Source organism: Streptomyces desertarenae, assembly GCF_042681365.1.
GTDB lineage: Bacteria > Actinomycetota > Actinomycetes > Streptomycetales > Streptomycetaceae > Streptomyces > Streptomyces desertarenae.
Map to the genome: position 1 here is coordinate 32503 of NZ_JBHUFU010000011.1, position 19242 is coordinate 51744.

General features: G+C 73.4%; 17 protein-coding genes and 2 pseudogenes. 11 read left to right on the forward strand and 8 right to left on the reverse strand.

Annotated features, from left to right (window positions below; translation table 11 throughout):
• Positions 1 to 74 precede the first annotated feature (74 nt).
• The 6 genes from ACFSJS_RS18815 (at position 75) to ACFSJS_RS18840 (ending at position 3809) form a co-directional block, all read left to right on the forward strand.
• Positions 75 to 1472 carry an MFS transporter gene (locus tag ACFSJS_RS18815; RefSeq protein ID WP_380901869.1) on the forward strand — a complete coding sequence of 466 codons (1398 nt, stop codon included), beginning with the start codon at positions 75 to 77 and terminating at the stop codon, positions 1470 to 1472.
• Positions 1469 to 2719 (forward strand): FAD-dependent monooxygenase, encoded by a 1251-nt coding sequence (locus ACFSJS_RS18820; RefSeq protein ID WP_380901871.1) that lies wholly within the window; start codon positions 1469 to 1471, stop codon positions 2717 to 2719. Before ACFSJS_RS18815 ends, ACFSJS_RS18820 begins: the two co-directional genes overlap by 4 nt.
• 94 nt (positions 2720 to 2813) lie before the next feature.
• On the forward strand, positions 2814 to 3116 hold the full coding sequence (locus tag ACFSJS_RS18825; protein ID WP_380901873.1) for an IS3 family transposase: 303 nt from the start codon (positions 2814 to 2816) through the stop codon (positions 3114 to 3116).
• Positions 3065 to 3220 carry a hypothetical protein gene (locus ACFSJS_RS18830; RefSeq protein ID WP_380902241.1) on the forward strand — a complete coding sequence of 52 codons (156 nt, stop codon included), beginning with the start codon at positions 3065 to 3067 and terminating at the stop codon, positions 3218 to 3220. The genes ACFSJS_RS18825 and ACFSJS_RS18830 overlap by 52 nt, the downstream gene beginning before the upstream one ends.
• A gap of 122 nt (positions 3221 to 3342) precedes the next feature.
• The gene (locus tag ACFSJS_RS18835) at positions 3343 to 3579 is read left to right on the forward strand and encodes an integrase core domain-containing protein (RefSeq protein WP_380901875.1); all 237 of its coding nucleotides are present in this window, start codon (positions 3343 to 3345) and stop codon (positions 3577 to 3579) included.
• 32 nt (positions 3580 to 3611) lie between these two features.
• Complete coding sequence (locus ACFSJS_RS18840) at positions 3612 to 3809, forward strand: hypothetical protein (protein ID WP_380901877.1); 198 nt, start codon at positions 3612 to 3614, stop codon at positions 3807 to 3809.
• A gap of 199 nt (positions 3810 to 4008) precedes the next feature.
• Here the strand turns inward: ACFSJS_RS18840 and ACFSJS_RS18845 are convergent, their stop codons facing one another.
• From ACFSJS_RS18845 to ACFSJS_RS18855, 3 genes are all read right to left on the reverse strand, one after another.
• Complete coding sequence (locus tag ACFSJS_RS18845) at positions 4009 to 4239, reverse strand: tautomerase family protein (protein ID WP_380901879.1); 231 nt, start codon at positions 4237 to 4239, stop codon at positions 4009 to 4011.
• A 29-nt stretch (positions 4240 to 4268) separates the two neighbouring features.
• Positions 4269 to 4841, reverse strand: coding sequence for a Rossmann-fold NAD(P)-binding domain-containing protein (locus ACFSJS_RS18850; RefSeq protein WP_380901881.1), 573 nt, complete (start codon positions 4839 to 4841; stop codon positions 4269 to 4271).
• A gap of 162 nt (positions 4842 to 5003) precedes the next feature.
• Complete coding sequence (locus ACFSJS_RS18855; protein WP_380901883.1) at positions 5004 to 5786, reverse strand: SDR family oxidoreductase; 783 nt, start codon at positions 5784 to 5786, stop codon at positions 5004 to 5006.
• Positions 5787 to 5945: 159 nt separating this feature from the next.
• Between ACFSJS_RS18855 and ACFSJS_RS18860 the strand changes: the two genes are divergently transcribed.
• Positions 5946 to 6851: an MmyB family transcriptional regulator gene (locus tag ACFSJS_RS18860; protein WP_380901885.1), complete on the forward strand. Its 906-nt coding sequence runs from the start codon at positions 5946 to 5948 to the stop codon at positions 6849 to 6851.
• A gap of 170 nt (positions 6852 to 7021) precedes the next feature.
• Here the strand turns inward: ACFSJS_RS18860 and ACFSJS_RS18865 are convergent, their stop codons facing one another.
• Positions 7022 to 7177 (reverse strand): transposase, encoded by a 156-nt coding sequence (locus ACFSJS_RS18865; protein ID WP_380901887.1) that lies wholly within the window; start codon positions 7175 to 7177, stop codon positions 7022 to 7024.
• 96 nt (positions 7178 to 7273) lie between these two features.
• On the opposite strand from ACFSJS_RS18865, the gene ACFSJS_RS18870 reads away from it, so the two are divergent.
• The 3 genes and pseudogenes from ACFSJS_RS18870 to ACFSJS_RS18880 form a co-directional block, all read left to right on the forward strand.
• Positions 7274 to 8893: a leucine-rich repeat domain-containing protein gene (locus ACFSJS_RS18870; RefSeq protein WP_380901889.1), complete on the forward strand. Its 1620-nt coding sequence runs from the start codon at positions 7274 to 7276 to the stop codon at positions 8891 to 8893.
• Positions 8894 to 8964: 71 nt separating this feature from the next.
• The gene (locus ACFSJS_RS18875) at positions 8965 to 9816 is read left to right on the forward strand and encodes a YwqG family protein (protein WP_380901891.1); all 852 of its coding nucleotides are present in this window, start codon (positions 8965 to 8967) and stop codon (positions 9814 to 9816) included.
• A gap of 195 nt (positions 9817 to 10011) precedes the next feature.
• Positions 10012 to 10202 (forward strand): annotated as a pseudogene (locus tag ACFSJS_RS18880) (transposase); the annotation flags it as partial.
• A gap of 582 nt (positions 10203 to 10784) precedes the next feature.
• Here ACFSJS_RS18880 and ACFSJS_RS18890 read toward each other — a convergent pair.
• From ACFSJS_RS18890 to ACFSJS_RS18900, 3 genes and pseudogenes are all read right to left on the reverse strand, one after another.
• On the reverse strand, positions 10785 to 11009 hold the full coding sequence (locus tag ACFSJS_RS18890; RefSeq protein WP_380902243.1) for a hypothetical protein: 225 nt from the start codon (positions 11007 to 11009) through the stop codon (positions 10785 to 10787).
• 724 nt (positions 11010 to 11733) lie between these two features.
• A pseudogene (locus ACFSJS_RS18895) lies at positions 11734 to 11958 on the reverse strand (acyl-CoA dehydrogenase family protein); the annotation flags it as partial.
• Positions 11959 to 12148: 190 nt separating this feature from the next.
• Positions 12149 to 12640: an XRE family transcriptional regulator gene (locus ACFSJS_RS18900; protein ID WP_380901893.1), complete on the reverse strand. Its 492-nt coding sequence runs from the start codon at positions 12638 to 12640 to the stop codon at positions 12149 to 12151.
• Between the two features lie 212 nt (positions 12641 to 12852).
• Here ACFSJS_RS18900 and ACFSJS_RS18905 point away from each other — a divergent pair, with 212 nt between their 5' ends.
• On the forward strand, positions 12853 to 13998 hold the full coding sequence (locus ACFSJS_RS18905; protein ID WP_380901895.1) for a GGDEF domain-containing protein: 1146 nt from the start codon (positions 12853 to 12855) through the stop codon (positions 13996 to 13998).
• 142 nt (positions 13999 to 14140) lie between these two features.
• Here ACFSJS_RS18905 and ACFSJS_RS18910 read toward each other — a convergent pair whose 3' ends face one another.
• Entirely contained in the window at positions 14141 to 19180 is a 5040-nt protein-coding gene (locus tag ACFSJS_RS18910; protein ID WP_417824083.1) for a DNA repair ATPase, read from the reverse strand.
• Positions 19181 to 19242 lie beyond the last annotated feature (62 nt).

Here is a 19242-nt window from a genome sequence, read left to right on the forward strand (position 1 = left end):
GGGTGGCAGCGCCACATGCCGTGCGCGCCCCCCGTTGCCCCCTTCCTCACCCGGCAATGGCGGAAAGGACACTCATGACCACAACCCTGGATCCCCCGGTTCCCATCGGGAAGGCCGCTGTCGGAGCCCTCGGTTTACTGGCACTGTTCACCGGCGCTCTGGAGTCGGTGGTGTCACCGACGATCCCGCTCCTGGAACGCGAACTGGACATGAGCCAGTCCGAAGGGGCACTGCTCAGCATCGTGCTCCTCGTCACCGGGGCACTCATCACGCCGTTGGCGGGCAAGTTCGGCGACCGCTACGGCGGGAAGCGAGTCCTGATCCGGCTGATGGCGGTCGTCGCGGTCGGCGGCACGGTGTCAGCCCTGGCCCCGAACCTGCCCGTGCTGCTGCTCGGGCAGGTGCTGCAAGGGGCGATGGTGGGCGCGCTTCCCCTGTCGTTCATCATCGTGCGCAAAAACCTGCCCCCGGGAGAGTCGAGGGTCGCCATCGGGGTGGTCAGCGGACTCTTCGTCGGGGGAGGGATGGTCGGCATGCTGTCGGCCGGGCCGGTGGCGGAAGAGCTCTCCCGGCACTGGATGTTCGCGTTGCCCACGATCGCGGTCATCGGGGCCACCCTGCTCGTGAACAGGCTCATGCCGTCCGACCAGCCGGGCGGGTCGGACGACGCCGGCATCGACTGGCCCGGCCTGCTGCTCCTGAGCGGGGTGCTGGTCACGCTCATGCTCGTACTCGCGCTGGCGCCCGAAGCGGCCTCGCAACCCCTCGTGCTCGGCGCCCTCGTCGTGTCTCTGGCCGTCTTCGTCACCGGTTGGGTGTCCGTCGAACGGCGTGCGGCCTCCCCAATGATCGATCTGCACATGCTGGCACGGCCCGCGATCTGGAAGGCGTGTGCGCCGACATTCGTGATCTGCCTCGGCACCTCGATGGCGGCCTATCTCGTTCCGCAGCTGCTCGACGAGCGCGGCGACGGGTACGGATTCAGCGCCAGCGCCACCGAGATCGGCTTCCTCCTGCTGCCCGGCGCCGTCGCCGCGACGCTGGCCGGGCCGCTCGGCGGGATCGGGGACCGGCGTTTCGGCTCGCGTGCCGTGGTCAACGCCGGGGTCGTCATGTTGGCCGTCTCCCTGGTCGTCCTGGCGTCCGTGCACACCGAGGCCTGGCACGTCGTCGTCGGCAAGGCGCTGATCGCGCTGGCCAGCGGCTTGTGCGTCACGGCGATGATGACCAGCACCGCCACGGCCGTCGATGCCAAGGACACCGGCATCGCCACCAGCCTGATCCTGGTGAGCCGCGTACTCGGCTACGCCGTGGGCGGGCAGCTCGGTGGTGCGCTCCTCACCGCCGCAACCCCTTCCGGGTCGGAGGTCGCGGCCGAATCGGCCTACGTCACCGGCTTCGTCATAGCCGGCGTCGTCACGTCGCTGGCCCTGTTCGTCACTCGCACCATGCCCAAAGGAGTCAAGGAATGACCCTCACCGATCAGCTGACGGATGTCCGCGGCACGCCGAGGCGCACGGTCCTGGTATCCGGGGCCAGCATCGCGGGGCCCGCCCTCGCGTTCTGGCTGAACCGCTACGGATACGCGGTCACGGTCGTGGAGAAGGCGCCCACCCTGCGTGGGGGTGGCTATCCCGTCGACGTGCGCGGCACCGCACTGGAAGTCGTCCGGAGGATGGGGATCCTGCCGCGGCTGCGGGACGCGCACATCGACCTGCGGCGGCTGACCTTCCTCGACTCGGACGGCAGCGAGGTGACCTCCCTGCACCCGCATGCCGTCACCGGCGGCGTCGCGGGACGGGACCTGGAGGTACGGCGCGGGGATCTGACGGAAGCGCTGTACACGGCGGTCCGTGACGACGTGGAGTTCCTGTTCAGCGACTCCGTCGACACCCTCGACCAGAGCGACCACGGGGTCGACGTCACCTTCCGCGGGGGCGGCAGCCGTACGTTCGACATGGTGTTCGGTGCGGACGGCATGCACTCGCGCACCCGGGAGATGCTGTTCGGCCCTGAAGAGCAGTTCCACCGCTACCTCGGCTACTGCTTCGCCGTGTTCACCATGCGCAACACCTTCGGGCTCTCCCACGAGACCGTGATGTGGAACGCCCCGGGCAGGGCCGCGGCACTCTACTCCGTGGGGGACGACGACGAGGTGCACGCCTTTTTGAACTTCGCCCGGCCGGAGCCGCCCATGGACGCGTTCCGGGACCCGCAAGCCCAACGCGACCTGGTCGCCAAGGTCTTCGCCGACGCGGGATGGGAGGTCCCGGGCATGCTGGCCGCCCTGCGCGAGGCGGAGGACCTGTTCTTCGACGGGGTCAGCCAGATCCACATGCCCCGCTGGTCCAACGGCAGGGTCGCGCTGGTCGGCGACGCCGCGTACGCGCCCTCGTTCCTCACCGGACAGGGCACCAGCCTCGCGCTCGTCGGCGCGTACATGCTCGCCGGCTGCCTCGCGGACCGGGGTCACGGCGCGGGCTTCGCCGCCTACGAACGCGACACCCGGCAGTTCGTGACCGCGAACCAAGGGCTGGTCGGTCAGGGCGGCGCCACCCTCTTCCCCACCACCGCCCAGGCCCTGGAACAGCGCAACGAACGACTGCGCAGCCTCAGCGCCATGCCCCCGGCGGAGGGAAAACCGGCTCATTCGGCGCTCACTCTGCTCGATCCCCTGCGCCGGCGTGACCGCCGAGCCGGGTCGGGCCCTGCCGGCTGACGGAACTCCATCCGGAACAAGTCGGGCCGTTCCGTCACCGACCCGTGTCATGTCGTCAGCGCTGGTCGGCGCGCGGCCGTAGCGGGCGGTCGCCTTGTTCGACTGTTCCTCGTCGGCAGCCTCGACGAGCTCGTCCTCCGGCTTCTGCCACCGGCGCGCGACAGCCGCGGACCGGGCAGCGGGGCAGGCTGACGACGCCGTTCTCGCCGCACGAACACGGGCCGTGCACCGCGAGTCGGACGGCACCTACGGCGTCCCCAGGATCACCGCCGAGCTCCGCGAGGCGGGCGAGCGCGTCAACCACAAGCGCATCGCGCGCGTGATGCGAGCATCAATCCGGCCGGCGTGCGGCTGCGGCGCAGACACCGCACCACCGTCGCGGACCCGGCCGGGGTGAAGACCCCGGACCTGATCGGCCGCGACTTCACCGCCGCCGAGCCGAACAGACGGTACGCCGGCGGCATCGCCTGTCTCCCGCTGGGCGGCGGGAAGTTCCTGTAGGTGGCCACCGTCATCGACCCCGCCTCCCGCCGCCTGGCCGACCGGGCTCTGGCCGATACCTGCGCACCGGTCTCGTCACCGGCGCCTCGGCCGCCGAGCTCACCCGCGGCGGCCTCACCGGAGTGGTCCTGCACACCGACCACGGAGCCCAGTACACCAGCGCCGCCTTCGCCGGCGCCTGCCGCACAGCGGGCGTCCGGCACTCCATGAGCGCGGTCGGCAGCTCGGCGGACAACGCGCTCGCCGAGTCCTTCAACGCGACGTTCAAGCGCGAGACGCTCCAGGGCCGCGAGCGTTGGGCCGGCGAGCGCGAGGCCCGCCTCGACGCGTTCCGCACTGCGGCAAGGGCGGCGCCCTGACCGGCCCGGACAAGGAGCACGCCGAGGCGTCGATGCTCGCGCTTCGTCCGCTCCAGTCCGCGCTCGTGCATGCCAACACGCTGCTGGTGCAGCAGGTCCTGGCCGGGCCGGCCTGGGCGAAGAATCCGAGCGACGAGGGCCGGCGCGGCCTGACCGCACTGTTCTGGTCCAACGTCAGCCCGTACGGCACCTTCGCCTGGACATGGGCAAGCGGCTCGGCCTGGGGCTGACCGCTGCCGTGCCCCGCACCCGCACCCGCACCCGCACCCGCACCCCGGCGGGCATCGCAGACCGATCGAGTGCGGGGACACATTGAAGGGCTTCGCCGATCCCACCGGCCCCCGGATGAACGAGGCCGTGTGGCCGGACGCTCGACCCGGGGGCCTTCGGTTTCAAGGTGGTGTGCTGGCCGAATGACGGCCGGTGCGGTCAGGCGTCGTTGGTGTCGGTCGGTGTCGCCTCGCCGAGCATAGTGAGGGTGAGCACGTTGCCGGAGATGCCCCAGCCGCCGTCGGCGACCTCTTCGACCAGAACCATGGTGTTGTTGCGGGCGCGCTCGCCGTAGATCTCGACGTACAGTTCGGTGGTGCGGGTGACGATCTCCTCCTTCTGCTTCGGGGTGAGGGTCTTCTCGGGGACCTTGAAGTTCGCAAAAGGCATGGCTGGTTGTTCCTTCTCTCAGTGGGGTGTCACAGGGAGCTGCCTGCGGTGAGCAGGCTGTCCAGTCCGATGCGGCGGAAGAAGTCGGCGCGGAGGCGGTCGGCGACCGCGGAGACGACTTCGCTGCCATCCCGGCTGGGGTCCATGCGGGTGCGCAGAGGCCGGGTGCCGTGCTCCATCGTGACCAGTCGCGCGACGGCTTCAGCGACCTCGGTCACATCGGCGTCCGAAGGGATGAGCGCGGCCAGGCGCTTGCCCAGGTCGTCCATGAGGGGTTGGTGACGCTGGCCGTGGGCTTCCGCACGGTCGATGCCGGCGGGGGTGCCTGCGTTGGCGAAGTGGTTGGTGCCGGTGGTGAACGCACCAGGCACCACGATCGCGGTGTCGATGCCGAACGGAAGCGCCTCGGCGGCGCCCAGGACCATGTGCTCGGCGTTGTGCACGACCACGTCGAGTCGGCTGTGCTCGGTGACGATCCGGTCGACTGCGCCGTCGGCGGAGTCCTGGGAGGTGACGTCCAGCTCGACGGCGTGCACGTCGACCCGGTGGTCGGTGCCGTAGCGCACCAGGTCGGCCACCGCGGTCGCGTTACGGGTCGCCATCTGGCGGATGCCCGCGTACACGGTGTGGCCGGCGAGGGCCGGAGCACGCACGGACAGCGCCCGATGCCGCTGGAGGCCCTGGTGGCCGGGATGGCCTTTCCGGTGTCGTCGTTCCTCATGACAGGGTCCTTCGTTGATCGACGGGGTGGCTGGGCGGGCGGTTCAGATGATTCCGCCGTTGGCGCGGACGACCTGTCCGTTGATCCAGTGGCCGGCCGGGGAGGCCAGGAACGCGACGACCTCGGCGATGTCCGACGGGGTGCCGAGTCGCTCCAGCGGGGGCTGGGCGGCCAGGCGGGCGATGGTCTCCTCGTCCTTGCCGTCCAGGAAGAGGTCGGTGGCCGTGGGGCCGGGCGCGACGGCGTTGGCGGTGACGTCCCGGCCCCGCAGCTCCCGGGCCAGGATCAGCGTCAGCGCCTCGACCGCGCCCTTGCTGGCGGAGTATGCGCCGTAGCCCGGAAAGGCCAGCCCCACCACGGACGTGGAGAACGTCACGATCGCACCGCCGGGGCGCACCCGACGGGCGGCCTGCTGGACGACGACGAACGTGCCGCGGATGTTGGTGCGGTGCAGGTCGTCCAGGACGGCCAGGTCCAGCTCGGCGATCGGCGCCATGTGTGCCCGCCCGGCCGCGTGCACGACGACGTCGACACCGCCGAACTCTGCTTCGGCCGCGTCGAACAGGGCCGCGACGGCGTGTTCGTCGGCGACGTCGGCACGCACCGCGATCGCCCGGACGCCGCTGGTGACGGCTTCCTTCACGGCTGCTTCGGCCTCGTCCTGGTTGCCGGCGTAGCCGACCACGACGGCGTATCCGTCGGCGGCCAGCCGCCCGACGGTCCGGCGGCCGATGCCGCGCGAGCCGCCCGTGACGATCGCGACACGGGGTGAGGCGGAGGGCTGAGCCGGGGCAGCGGTCCCGTCGAGGGAAGTGGGGATGGACATTACTGACTCCTGTGGTGAATGCGGGTCGGGCCGCGGTCTCGCCGTCGCCCTGCTGCGTCATCCACGATCGGCCGGTCCCCCACCCCCTAGCCAGGGCTGCGTCCACCCAGGGGATGCCACCCCCTGGCTACGGCTCGGCACGCGCGCGACCATGAAGGGGTGAACCTTCCAGAACTCGGCGCCTTCCTCAGGACACGCCGCGACCGCATCCGCCCCGCCGAGGTCGGTCTCCCCCAAGGCCCGCGCCGGCGCGTCCCCGGGCTGCGCCGCGAGGAAGTCGCCCAGCTGGCAGGGCTGTCAGCCGACTACTACACCGAGCTGGAACGCGGCAGCGCGAAGAACGGCGTACAGCCTTCGGCCCAGACCCTGGCCGCCCTTGCCCGAGCCCTGCGTCTGAACGGCGACGAGCGCGACTACCTGTTTCACCTCGCCGAACGGCCGGGCCCTCCGCCAGCGCACGGACCGTCGGCGCACGTGCAGCCCGCGCTTCTCGGACTGCTGGACCGGCTGTCCAACACCCCCGCGCGCGTCATCACCGACCTGCACGAAACCCTGGTGGAAAACGACCTGGCCAGGAATCTGCTCGGCGAGTCCCCGGCGCACCGCGGCCCGGCGGCGAGTTTCGTGTACCGCTGGTTCACCGACCCGCAGGCGCGCGAGAGGTACCCGCCCGAGGATCACCCGCACCACTCCCGGGTGTTCGTGGCCGACCTCCAAGCAGCGGCCGCCAAGCGCGGCCGGGACGCGGAGGTCACGAAGATGATCGCCGTGCTACGCCGCCGCAGCCAGGAGTTCGCAGCCCTCTGGGACGCCCACGACGTCGCGGTGCGCCGCATGGACCACAAGAAGATCGTCCACCCCACGCTCGGCATCATCGAACTCGACTGCTACAACCTCCTCAGCGAAGACGGACGCCAACGCCTGCTGTGGTTCACCGCCCCGCCCGGAAGCCCGGGAGCCGAGCAACTGGAACTGCTGTCCGTCATAGGGGCCCAGAACCTGGGCATCACGGAGGGCACGGCACCGGAGGGGTTGTCCGCGGCGGAATCCGGATCACAGCCCTGACCCGCGCCGCCGAGGGGACCGCCTTCCCGGCAAGGCGTGGCGGTCCCTACCCCCACAGAGATATGTCTTCGGGCCCGGGGCTCACGATGATCCCTTGATTCCCGTTTTCCTCACGCTCACGGGATGGTCTCCGCGGCGGCAGGTCGACCGGGCGCGGCAGCGCCGGCGTTTCATAGGTGGCCGGTCATGGCGTAGCCGACGACCTCGTGGGTGGCCAGGTTCGGTCGGCGGGCGACGGCGGTGACCGTCTTGCCCGAGGAATCGGCGAGTGCGATCGCATCCCGCTTGAACTCCTCGGTGTACCGCTTCGTGTACTTGTTTCCCACCTGGTGCTACTCCCTCTGGAACCTCAAGATCTCAGTTTCCAGGTGTCTGCGACCAAGAGGAAGCTTCATGTCACACCTGGCCCCTAAAGTCCTCCCATGACACGACCAACCTCCTCCGGCGTGCCCGCCGATGACACACAGGACGACGACACAGCAGCGCGAACAAGGCAGTTAGAGGTGCTTCTGGAAACCGCGAATCCCGCCGAGGCAGGCGAGGCGGTCAGGGAGCTCATGCTGCTGACGGCGTCCGGCGGCGGCGACGCGGCGTTGGAGCTGGCCGTGCGGTACAGCGGCATGTCCGACTGCTCCACCGAGGAACTGCTCCGGTTGTGGGCGATCGCCGACGGAGATCCGTTCGGTTTCTGCGAGAACTTGGATGCCCCGGCGTACCGCGCGCGCAAGGCCGTCAGGAAACTGGTTTCCCTGTCCGCGCCGGGTGACGGCGGGCATGCCCTGAAACTGGCTGCCCGGTTCACCCCTCTGGACCCGTACGCGTCCAAGTTCCTCATCCGTCTGTGGAGGACGGACCGTGACCCGGACAGTTTCGCCGAGCACCTGCTGGCTCCGGCGTTCCGCCAGGAGGGCAGGACGGAGCTGAGGCTGCCGTACGCCTCCTCCCTGCACGGTCTGCGGCATCTCACGATGCTCGAGAAGCTCGGCTTCTACCGGTGTGACGGGCTCACCGACCTCACCGAGGTCGGTGAACTCACCGGTCTCACGGACCTTGATCTTGGTGGCTGCACGAGCGTGGAGGACCTCACCCCGATCGGCCGTCTTTCCCGGCTCACCCGCCTCGACCTGAGCCGGTGCGGCGCCGTCGAGGATTTCGAGCCCTTGCTGAACCTCAGTGGTCTGCGTCGGCTGAGGTTGAGTTGGACCAAGGTGCGCTCCCTCCGTATGTTCGGCGGGGCGCTCGGTGCTCTGGAATCCCTGGATCTCCGCTCCCGCGGGTCCCTCACGGACCTGGAGGGACTCGCCGGGCTGCCGAACCTCGCCCACCTCCAGCTGAGCGGCGACCAGCTCCGCGACCTCTCGCCGTTCGCGGCTCTCCCTCGACTCCAGTCCCTCGAACTCGACAGATGCAACGAGCTGACGACGCTCGAAGGGCTGGACGGCCACCCCGGACTGACGAAGCTCGGGATCCACGGCAGTGCGGTACTGCGCACCACCGAGGGGCTGGGCGAGCTGCCGGCGCTGCGGGAGTTGACTTTCACCGGTTGCTCCGCGCTGGCCGACCTCAAGGGCCTCGACCGCCTGCCCGCGCTGCGCACGCTGATGATCAACGGCTCCGCCGTCCGCGGCCTCGGTGACCTGTCTGGATCTCCGCTGACCACACTGACCCTGCTGTACATGAAGAACCTGGAATCGCTCAGGGCCCTCCGGGACTGCTCCGGCTTGCGCGAACTGACCCTCCGCTCCCTGGACGACTGCCCCTCGGTCGAGGGCATACCCGTGGAACGGCTCAGCTCACTCAGCGTGGCCGGCCCGCGCTGGGCCGCGCTGCAGGACATCACCCTGTTCACCGCTTCGCCCCACCTTGCGGAACTCGACCTGCGTGGATGCCTGTCCCTGCAGGATCTCGGGCCTCTGCTCGACATGCCGGCGCTGGCACACGTCCACCTGGCCGAACGGATTGCGACCTCGCCGTCGGGCGCCCCCCACCCCGTGGTGACCGAACTCAGGGCACGAGGCGTGACCGTCACGCTGCACCGCTGACTGTTCACGACCCGCCGCTCACCCGGCACGATGCCTTCCGCCGAACCGACCTGGCCGCAAGGAGACTTCTCATGTCCCCCGAGAACCTGGACACACTGAATGAGTTCCGTGAGAGGGCCCTCGCAGAGGGCATCCCCCCGGACGACATCGAGCGGTGGGTGGCCACCGCCCGACCCTGCGCCTTCCTGGGCACCGGGGGGGACGGGCCGGTGGTGGGCCGGCTCGGCGGGCCCCTCATGCTTCCCGCGGACGCCCCCGACCCGTGGTGCAAGCTCGCCGCCACCATCGACCTCGCCGCGCTGCCCTCAGGAGTGACCGACCTCGACCTGCCCGCCGACGGCCACCTCCTGCTGTTCGCCGACCCCGACCCCGACCGGATCGGGGAAGGAAACCTGGGCAGTGCACTCCACATTCCCGCTGGCACACCCGTCGAGGAACGCCCTGTGAACCTCGACCCGGAATGGAAGAACTACCCCTACGAAACGGATCTCCCGGAAGGGCTGCTTCACCTGAGTACCGGCGTCTCCCTGCCGTACTACACCTCGGTCTACGCTCCCGGGCAGCCCTTGGACTGCATGGATCACCCGGAACATCCCCATGCGAACGAACTGATCGAGGTGTGGACGGAGATGCCGGGCGAGGGCATCGGCCGCGGGCTTCAGCTGGGTGGATACGCCGAGGACGAGAACTGGGCGGAAGACCCCAGCGTGGCGGCCGGGCGGGAAGCGGCACGAGCGGTGACCCGAGGCGAACTGCCCGCGCCCGATACGGACGTACGTCCCGAGGACTGGGTGTGCCTCGCCCAGTGGATGCATGGGCTCGACGGTTTGGAGACGGCCCTCTACTCCTGGTCGGTCTCCCGGCAGGACCTTGCCGCGGGACGCTTCGACCGGGTCTACGCCACCATGACCTGGAACCCGTGACACCCGCAGGACGCTGACCTGAGATGTCACCGCCGCCAAGGCGGGATTCGTTGGACGGGCGGCATGGGGAGCCCTCGGCGGCGCCCGGTGCAGGAGCAGTCGCCGGGGGCCAACCGACCGTTTCAGAATGAGTTTGGTGGAGGCTTGGGCTTGGGCTTGGGCTTGGGCGGGGGCGGGGGCGGGGGCAGGGGCGACGTTAATGTGCATGCGCTGTGATCGCGGTCGGCGTGAACGCCGACGGCCACCGCGAGATCCCGGCCTGGACGTCGCCACCGCCGAGGACGGCGCCGACCGGCTGGCCTTCCTGCGTTTCCCGATCGCCCGCGGCCTGTCCGGCGTCCGGTTCGTCGTCTCCGACGCCCCACGCCGGCTTGGTGCACGCGATCCGGTCCTGAGCGCCTTGCCAACGTTCCCGGTGCGTCCACGCACGTCTGTGTCGGCGTGCACGTGGACGTCCCCACCCGCGTACGGATGATAAGGAACAGCTGTCGATGCGTTGAGGCCCTCTGCTCGACACCCTGCTGCTTGGTCGGTGAGAGGCGGCGGAAGGCGGTCGGCGATGGTCCTGGATCCGCATCGATGGTTGGAGCTGCGGCGCTTTCGGAGCCTGTTGGCGTCCGGGGCGATCGGCCTCTCGGAGGTGGCCCGGGGGACCGGGCCGGACCGGAAGACGGTCCGCAAGTATCCGTCGGCACCAGGTCCGGCGACCCCGCCGCGCCGGTCGCCGAACGGTCGGTCGAAAGCGAGGGTGATCGACGAGTTCGCGCCGCTGGTCGACTCGATGCTCCGGGCTGGAGGTGGCCGCGTGCCCGTTCAGTGAGCTCCAGGGCCTCGGAGAGGGAACCGAGGGCTTCCGCGGTGGCATCGGTGACGCCGACGGGGCGCTGGTGGGCGCGGTCGGGGCCGTCGCTGTGGTGGGCCATGAGCTGCTTGTCCCCTGCCCGGATAGCGTGTGCGGGCCCCGTATCTCACTTCGTCCGGTAGGACCGCCGCGCGGCGGTCCTACCGGCGGAGCGGTCGGCGCTCAGGGTTCCTGCGGCCGCTGGGGTCGATCCTGGCCGGGACATCGCGACCTGCTGCCGCAGGTGGTCCAGGATCGCGGCCTGGCCCACCTCGATGCCGCCGGCACGGCCGACCAGCCCGTCGACGCGTTCGGTCAGCTGCTGCCGGCCCACGGCCAGGCCACCGACCACGTTCGCGATCTGCTCCAGCGTCCGGCCGTGGGCTTCCAGGGCCCGAGCGTGGACCTGGAAGACCTGGCCGTGCTCCAGTTGCGTCCACGGTCCCCCAGCGAGGGAGCCGTTTGCCGTTGAGGATGTCGGAGATGGCGCTCCCCCGCACGGTGGCGTCCGGGTACCGCGTTCGGCTCCGCCGCACGGTGGCGGTGCAGCTGGGCTTGGCCGCTTCCCGGTGGAGGTCGCGCATCCACGCGGCGAACTCCGCGACCGGATCTGTGGCGCTTCCGGTTCCTTCGGAGTCGTTCGCTGTCATTCGTTTTCCCCAGGCCCAGGTCGCAGGCGGCTCACCGGTGGCTGTCCGCACCCGCCGGTATCCCGCCAGATAGGTACTCATGACCGTGCTTGTTCTGCTGCTGATCACACTGGCCCTACCGGCCCCGGGGCCGTTGCCGGCCACCGGTGTGGCGCTGTTCGCCCGCGATCCGCGCCGGCGCGCCGGGCGCGTCCGGTCAGCAGCACCCCTGGAAAGGCCTTGTGCGGCAGCCGCTCGCCGCTCAGGTACCGGGAGACGGCCGCGGAGCTGAACCCGTACCGGCGGGTGAACCGGCACAGCGAGCCCGCAGGCGTCGAACAAGTCCCGTAACCACCGCGCCGCCTCGCTCCCGTCTGCGTCCGGCCCCGGCCCGCCCGTACGCCGTCCTCCACCGACCGCGCGTTCCCCCCCCCCCCCCCCCCCCCCCCCCCCCACGTCCGGGGAGCTGATCAGCCCGAGCAGCCCGGCCCCGGCCAGCGCGTCGATGCTCGCGCGGGGGAACCGGCCCTGCCGGTCGACCTCGGGCGCCTCGCGGGAGACGGTGTGCTCGACGACCGAGCGCACCGCCTCCTCGTGGTGCGGGGTTCCGGGACCGCCTGAGCGGTGACCCGGTGTCAGGGTGCCGTCGTGCTCGGGGAGATGAGTGCTCACAGCCCGGACCGCCTCGAATAGGGATCAACGGCACCAGAGCGTAGGAGAGTCACCCACGCCCGGCAACAGTCCGCCGCGGCGGGGCGCGGTGCGGGCGCCGGGGCGGGGGGAGGGCAGGGCGGGTCCGGGGGCTTCCTCGCCGGCGCCGGTGGCCGCGCGGCTGCGGCGCATCGCCCCGGGGTCCACCGCGTCAGTGCCCCGCCGGCCGGCCGTCCGGCGGTGACGCGCCCGGCGTCCGGTCGCCGTCCTGCGGCCGGGGGCGGGAGGAGGGGTCGCTCTCCAGGACGTGCTCGACGATCCGGGTCACCGCGGCGAGCCCCTCGGGGGAGAGCTCCAGGGCGCGCAGCGCGAGCCTCCTGACGCCCAGGTTGTGGGCGACCCTGGCCAGCTCGATCTCCGCGTCGGTCCGGGCCGCGGTGTGCTCGTCCAGGAAGTAGGAGGCCGGGACGCCGAAGAACCGGGCCAGGGCCCCCAGCAGCTCCGTCGAGGGGTTGCGCTTGGTGCCCTTGCGCAGGGCCGACAGGTAGGCGCCGCCCACCCGGATGCCCGGCTCCGCCCGCTTGATGGCGGTGGCGACCTCCTCGTTGGTGTACCGGCGGCCCTTGGGGCCCTCCGGACGGATGGTGTCGAAGAGCCGGTCGAGATTCTCGGCCAGCGTCCGACGCCCGCCGGGATCGGACACCGCATCCACCTCCACCACGCCTGAACGGCCGGAACTCGTCACCGCATCATAACGCCCGGCCCCCACGCGGGAGTTGACAGTGAACCTGCCCGGAAGCCTAGACTCACTCATCGCATCCACTCAACTACTGGTTGAGTAGGGCAACGAACGAGTCAACCGCAGGTTCACCACCGCCACCCACGTGCCGGACCGACCGGGGGAGAAGGGGTTCGATGAGTACTGCGCGGAGGACAGCCGAGGAACACGCACCGCCCCCCTCGTGCTGCCCGGAGGGCCGCCATCGTCCCCTGACCGACGACCTCACCGGACTGCTGGTGAGGAGGGCCTGGGAGATCAGGGCCTCCCAGGCCCTCAGTCTCGCCCACCGGCGGCGCGAGCCCCTCGCCCTGCTCCTGGGCGACCTCGACCGCTTCAAGAGCGTCAACGACACCTACGGCCACCTCGCCGGGGACGCCGTGCTGCGCGGCACCGCCGAGGTGCTGCGGCGCGCCGAGGGCGCGCTGTGCGGGCGGTACGGGGGCCACGGGGGCGACGAGTTCCTGGTGCTGCTGCCCGGCGCGGACGCCGCCGCGGCGGCGGAGACGGCGCGGCGGCTGCTGCGGGGCGTGCGGGAGATGGCGGTGACCGCCCCGGTCAGCCGCGGCACGTGCGTGACCATCACCGGGCAGACCGTCTCGTTCGGCCTGTGCGCCTGGGATCCGGACGACCCGGCGCCCGGCGGCCTGGCGGACCTCCTGCTCGACTCCGACGTGGCGCTGCGCCAGGCCAAGCGCGCCGGGGGCGACCGGGTCCACCCGGCCGGCTCCCCCGCCCCCGCGGTGGCGGGCGAGCGGTTCCCGGCCGTCCCCCGCCTCCCGGGCCTCACCCCCCACGAGGCCCCGCACGCCGGCCGGCCCGGCTGGCTGCCGTACGGCGGAATGCACCGCGCCGTGCCGGCGGGCACCTGGTGGGACGCCGTCCGGCTGCCGGGGCCGACCGGGCACCGGGTGCTGGAGGCGCTGCTGCGGCGGGGCAGGCGGCCGCCCGGACCGGTCATCTCCGATCCGCGGGGCGGGCCGGGGGCGGAGGAGCCGTCGCGGGTGTACTTCCTGATCCCGCCGCGGGCCGCCGACCGCTGGGAGCTGCCGGGCGCCCGCGTCCTGGGCCGCGGCTCCTACGTCGTCGTGCCCGACGCCGCCAGCCTCCGGCCGCCGGGGCTGCACTGGCTCGTGCCGCCGGCCGCCGGGCGCTCCCTGACCAGCGTCGGGGCGCTGCGCGAGGCGATGGAGGCCGTGGCGGAGGACGACCGCACGGCCGGGTGCCGCGAGGTCCGGCCGGGCCGGGCGCCCGAAGGCTCCGCCCCGGCCCGCCGCTCCTGACCGCGCCGGGCCGCACGCCCGGCCGCGGCCGGGCGTGCGCACCACCCGGTCGTCGGCCATACCCGCACTGTAGGGGGCGGCCCCCGCCGCCGTCCCGCCGTTCGCGCCGCCTTGCCGTCCCGGTGCGGGCGGCGCGCGGCGCTCACACCGGGAGGGCCGCGCGCCGCCCGGCCCGGAACGCCGCCCTGACCTCCTCCCAGCGCCGCGCCTGCTCCCCGGTCAGCCGGCCGCGCAGCTCGGCGAGTTTGAGCAGGTTCGCCTCCGCTCCCGTGGCCAGGGTGCGGGCCTCGGCCGTGTAGTGGTCGTCGAGCAGCGCCTCCACCTCCTCGCCGGTCATCACCGGCACCAGGCGCGCGGCCAGCTTCGCGGTGTCGCGGTAGGAGCCCTGGAGCAGGAACGGGGGCTCGGTGCGGGCGGCCTCGTCCCGGGAGGCGGAGTCGATGTAGGCGGCGTTGACCGCCAGCACCGTGCGCAGCACCCTCAGCAGTCCGCGCAGCACGCCCAGCACCTGCTCCAGCTCGGCCCGGCCGCAGGGGTGGACGAGCCGGTCGGCGCGGGCCGAGGCGTCGCCGCGCGCCATCCGCACCAGCAGCTCGACGTCCGAGCGCTCGCGCGAGGCCAGGGGCGCCAGCACCGGGTTGGCGGTGAGGGCGTTCTCCACGTGGCTGAGCGCGAACAGCTCCTCGCGCCCGGCCAGCACGTCGCCCAGGTTCCACACGTCCGCCCGGTTGGCCAGCATGTCCGGGACGCGGAAGCGGGCGCCGGACTCGGTGAAGGGGTTGCCCGTCATGCAGATCGCGAACCGCCGGCCGCGCAGGTCGTAGGTGGCCGGGCGGCCGTCGGAGAACCGCACCCCGTCGATGCGGCGCTGGGCGTCGCACAGGGGGATGAAGCGCTGGAGCAGCTCCGGCGAGGTGTGCTGGACGTCGTCGAGGTGGAGCAGGACGTCGTCGCCCGCCTCCAGCGCGAAGTTGATCTTCTCGACCTCGCGCCGCGCCCCCGCGTCCGGCGCCGCCGCCGGGTCCAGGGAGGTGGTGCGGTGGCCCAGCGCCGGCCCGTCGACGCGGACGAAGGCCAGCCCGAGCCGGGAGGCGACGTACTCCATCAGCGTCGTCTTGCCGTACCCGGGCGGCGACAGCAGCATCAGCAGGCCCTGGCTGTCGGTGCGGCGCCCCTCCCCCGCCGCGCCGAGCTGCTTGGCGAGGTTGTCGCCCACCAGCGGCAGGTACACCTCGTCGATCAGGCGGTTGCGGACGAAGGTGGGCAGCACGCGGGGGACGTGGGAGTCCAGCCGCAGCCGCTTCCGCTCGCCCTCCAGCAGGGCGGCGCGGCGGCGGGTGTGGGCCCGGTGGGCCGGGACGCGGACGGCGTGGAACTCCGCGGTGCGCTCCAGGAACTCGTCCAGGCGCAGCGGCAGGGCGCCGCCGGTGATCCTGGGGTGGGTGCCCAGCAGTCCGGTGACGGTGGCGGTCAGCCGCACCCCCGCCTCCGCCTCCCGCCCCGGCGCCGCGTCCGCGCACAGCACGGCGGCGACGGCCTCGGGCAGGTCGGGGTTGCCGGTGCCGCCGGGCACGGAGCCGTCGGAGGCGGCCCAGGCGCCCAGCCAGGCGGCGGCGAGTCCGTGGCGGGCGGCCAGGTGCCCGGGGCCGTCGCCGCCGAGGGCCCTCAGGTCCCCGGCGAACTCCCCGGCCGCGGCGGACTCCGGTCCGCCGAGCGCGGCGTGGAAGCCGTCGAGCAGGGCGCGGGCGCCCGGACCGGTGACGAAGCGGCCCCCGCTCGCGGCCAGCTCCTCCACCAGGTACGCGCCGACCGCCTCCGGGCGCGGCGGCACCGGCAGCCCGGCCTCCGACAGGAAGCCGGCCGCGGCCCGGCCCAGCTCGGCGGCGAGGGAGTCCACCGTGCCGCGTGCCCCGAACACGCTCCGGGCCCGGACCAGGGAGCGGGCGCGGGCGGCCCACCGGGCCCGCCCCCCGCCGCCCCCGGGGCCGCCGCTGTCCGCTCCGTACGCCCAGAACAGCCGGGCCGCCGCCCGCACGCCGGGGGTGAAGCGCAGCAGTCCCGCCCCGGCCCGCAGCCGCAGCACGGCGGCGAGGACCGCGGCGGCGTCGTGGTCGTGGACGCCCCGGTCGTACCCCTCGTCGTACGCCTCCTGCGCCACCCGGCCGACCACCGGCAGCAGGGCCCGCGCCCCGGCCGCCTCCCCCTCGGCGCCGATCACCTCGGTGACGGCGGCGGCGGTGCCGGGGGGCAGGCCGTCGAGCACCCGGGCCGCCAGGTACTCGGCCCGGTAGACCTCCGGGGACTCCGAGACCAGCGGCTGGTCCCGGAACTCGCGGACCCCGGCGAGGCCGGCGTCGTCGACCGGGGCCCGGTAGCCGGTGCCGGAGACGGTGAACGCCAGCCCGTCACCGTCGGGGACGAGGGACACCTCCAGCGGCCGGGTGGTGACGGCGAACCGGTGGCGGCCCAGCCGTACGGTGCCCTCGGCGTCGTACAGGTCGGCGCGGTCGCGCAGGGCGCGGTCCGCCTCCTGGCGGGCGGCCTTCAGGCGCCCCGTCAGCTCCTCGGCGCGCGCGGTGTCGCCGAGCGCGCGCAGTTCGTCGGCGGCGGCGCGGACGCGGGCGACCAGCGGGTCGGCGGCGAAGTGGGCGGCCACCTCCTCCCGGGTGCCCAGGGAGGCGCAGCGGCGCGCGACGGTCTCCAGCACGCGCGCCGCGGAACGCGCCAGGCGCTCGGCGCGCCGGTCCCGCTCGTCCAGGCGCGCCTGCCGCCTGGCGGCGAAGACCTCGCGGATCTCCTCGCGCCGCTCGGAGAGGCGGTCGAGGAAGTCGTCGTGGGCGCCGAAGCGCGCCTCGAGGTCCTCCAGGCGCACCAGCAGCCGCCCCAGCTGCTCGTCGCACTCCTCGGCGGTGCCGGCGGCGGCCAGCGCCGCGGCGACCTCCTGGCCCAGCAGCGCCGTCTCGGCGGCGAACTCCGCCCGCCCCTCGGCCTCCAGCAGCTCCCGGCGCCGCCCCTCCAGCAGCGCACGGGCGCGGTTGACGGCCGCCGTGGCCTCGCCGATCCGCTCCAGCACGGCGGTGCGCACGGTGGTGTCGGGGACGTCGAGGGAGGCGACCGCCTCGGTGACGCCGGCGAGGTCGCCGGCGCGGGCGCGGAGCTCCTCGTCCAGCGGGGCGGTTCCGGCGGCGGTGGCGGCGGCCGAGGCGCGGTCGGCCAGGTCTCCGGCGGCGGCGGTGATGTCGTCCAGGGCGCCGGGGCGGGCGAGGTGGGACAGCGCGCGGCGGCCGGCGGACTCCAGTGCCCGGCCCAGCTCCGCGGCGACGGCGTCGATCCGGACGGCGTCGGCGTGGCGCACCTCGCGCAGGGACTCCACCGAGCCCAGGGCGCGGCGCAGTCCGGCCAGCAACTCCACCCAGCCGGTCGCGTCGCCGGGGTTCTCGCCCCGCGCGCGGCGCACCAGGGCGGCGGCCTCCCCGGCGGCCCGCTCCACGGCCTCGGCCGCCCGCGCGCGCAGTTCGGCGGCCCGCTCGTACTCGGCGACGGCCTGCTCGGCGGTCTCGCGCAGGGTCCGCAACGGCCCGTCCAGGCCCTCCAGTTCGCGGGCCAGCGCGGGCGAGGAGAGCCAGTGGTGGCGGTCGGCGGTCCGCGCGCAGGCGGCGGCGACCGCCTCCAGGGCGGCGGCGGTGGCCGTCGTCCCGTCCCCGGCCGCGCCCTCGGCCAGCCGTGCCGCGGACAGGCAGTCGGCCACGCCGCGCACCAGTTCGGCGTTGCCGACCCGGGCCAGCGGCCCGTCCGCGGATGCCCGCTCGGCGGCGAGCGCGGCGGCCCGCTCGGCGGATCGGAAGGGAGTGTTCCAGACCTGGACGGGGTGGGTGCGCGGCGCGTCCTGCGCCGCGGCCCCGGCGCCGTCCGCTCCCGCCTCCGGCTCGCGCAGCACCACCAGGGTGCCGTCGTCGAGGAGGGCGTGCCCCAGGGCGGGCAGGGGGGCGGCGGCCTCCTTGCGGATCAGGTTGTAGGGCAGCAGCAGGGTGCGGCCGCGAGCGGGGGCGTGGAAGACGTAGAGGACGTCCTCCCCGCCCGGGGACCGCACCGCGGTCTCGTACTCCATGCCCGCGGTGTCCGCGTCGAAGGTGCGGGCCGCGGCGCCGGCCGGGGCGTCGGCCAGGTAGCAGCCGCCGGGGAAGACGACGCCCTGGTCGTCCGGGAGGCGGCGGCACGCCCGCCCGATGCCGTCCAGCCGCAGCACCTCGCGGGTGCGGGTGTTGAACACCAGGTGGCGGTGGGCGGTCTCGTTGTACGGCAGGACGCGCAGCAGGATCAGGGGGCCGACTCGGGCGTGGGCGATCTCGGCGTCGGCCAGGGACTGCAGGGGGTCGTCGACGGGTTCGTCGTGGACGCCCGCCGGGGTCTCGGTGTCGTTCTCGGTCTTGACGGTGAGCGAGCCGCCGACGGTGGAGACGTACAGCTCGCCCCCGGCGACCGCGACGTGCGGGTGGCGCCCGGCGACGTGGTCCTCGCGTCCGGCCGGTGTCCACTCCACGTCGTGGGCGGGCGGGGTGGTGTGGTCGCGCTCCCCCGTGGCGTCGAGGTAGGCGGCGGTGCCGTCCGCCTCGACGCGCCAGCGCAGCACGCGGAGGTCGGTGTCCCGCTCCCCGGTGCGGAAGACGGCCAGCAGCAGCGGGCCGGTGCGGCGCAGGCGCAGCAGACGGGCCTGGCGGTAGTAGCGGTACAGCTCCTCGACGTCGCGGTGGAGGCGGGGGTCGTCGAGGAGGCCGGGCACGGCGTCGGGGCCGGCGGCCTCGAAGGACGGCGCGGCGGCGCCGGCGGGGAGCACGAGGCGGTGGAGGGTGAGCACGTCGCCGACTGCGGCCGCCCGTCCGTGCCCGGCGGGCGGGTTGGCGCCCAGCAGCAGCACCCCGCCCACCCGGACCAGGTCGCACGGCACCCGGGGCTGCCCGGTCGCCAGGCTCGCGGTGCCCGCCAGTTCCAGCCCGGCGGCGCCGAAGACCGCGGCCCGGCGGTCGTCGAGGGCCCGCGCCCGGGCCGCGAGGTCCGCGGCGGCGGCCGCCATCCGGCCGCGCAGCACCTCGTAGGTGTCCGCGTCCGGACGCTCGCGCGGGGTGCCGGACGGTCCCTCCCCCGCGACCCGGTCGTCCGCGGCCTGGATCTCCACGCTGCTCAACTCCTGTTCCTCCAACGGTTCCCGGGGGTCTGCGCGAACGCGCCGGACGGGCGGGGGCCGCG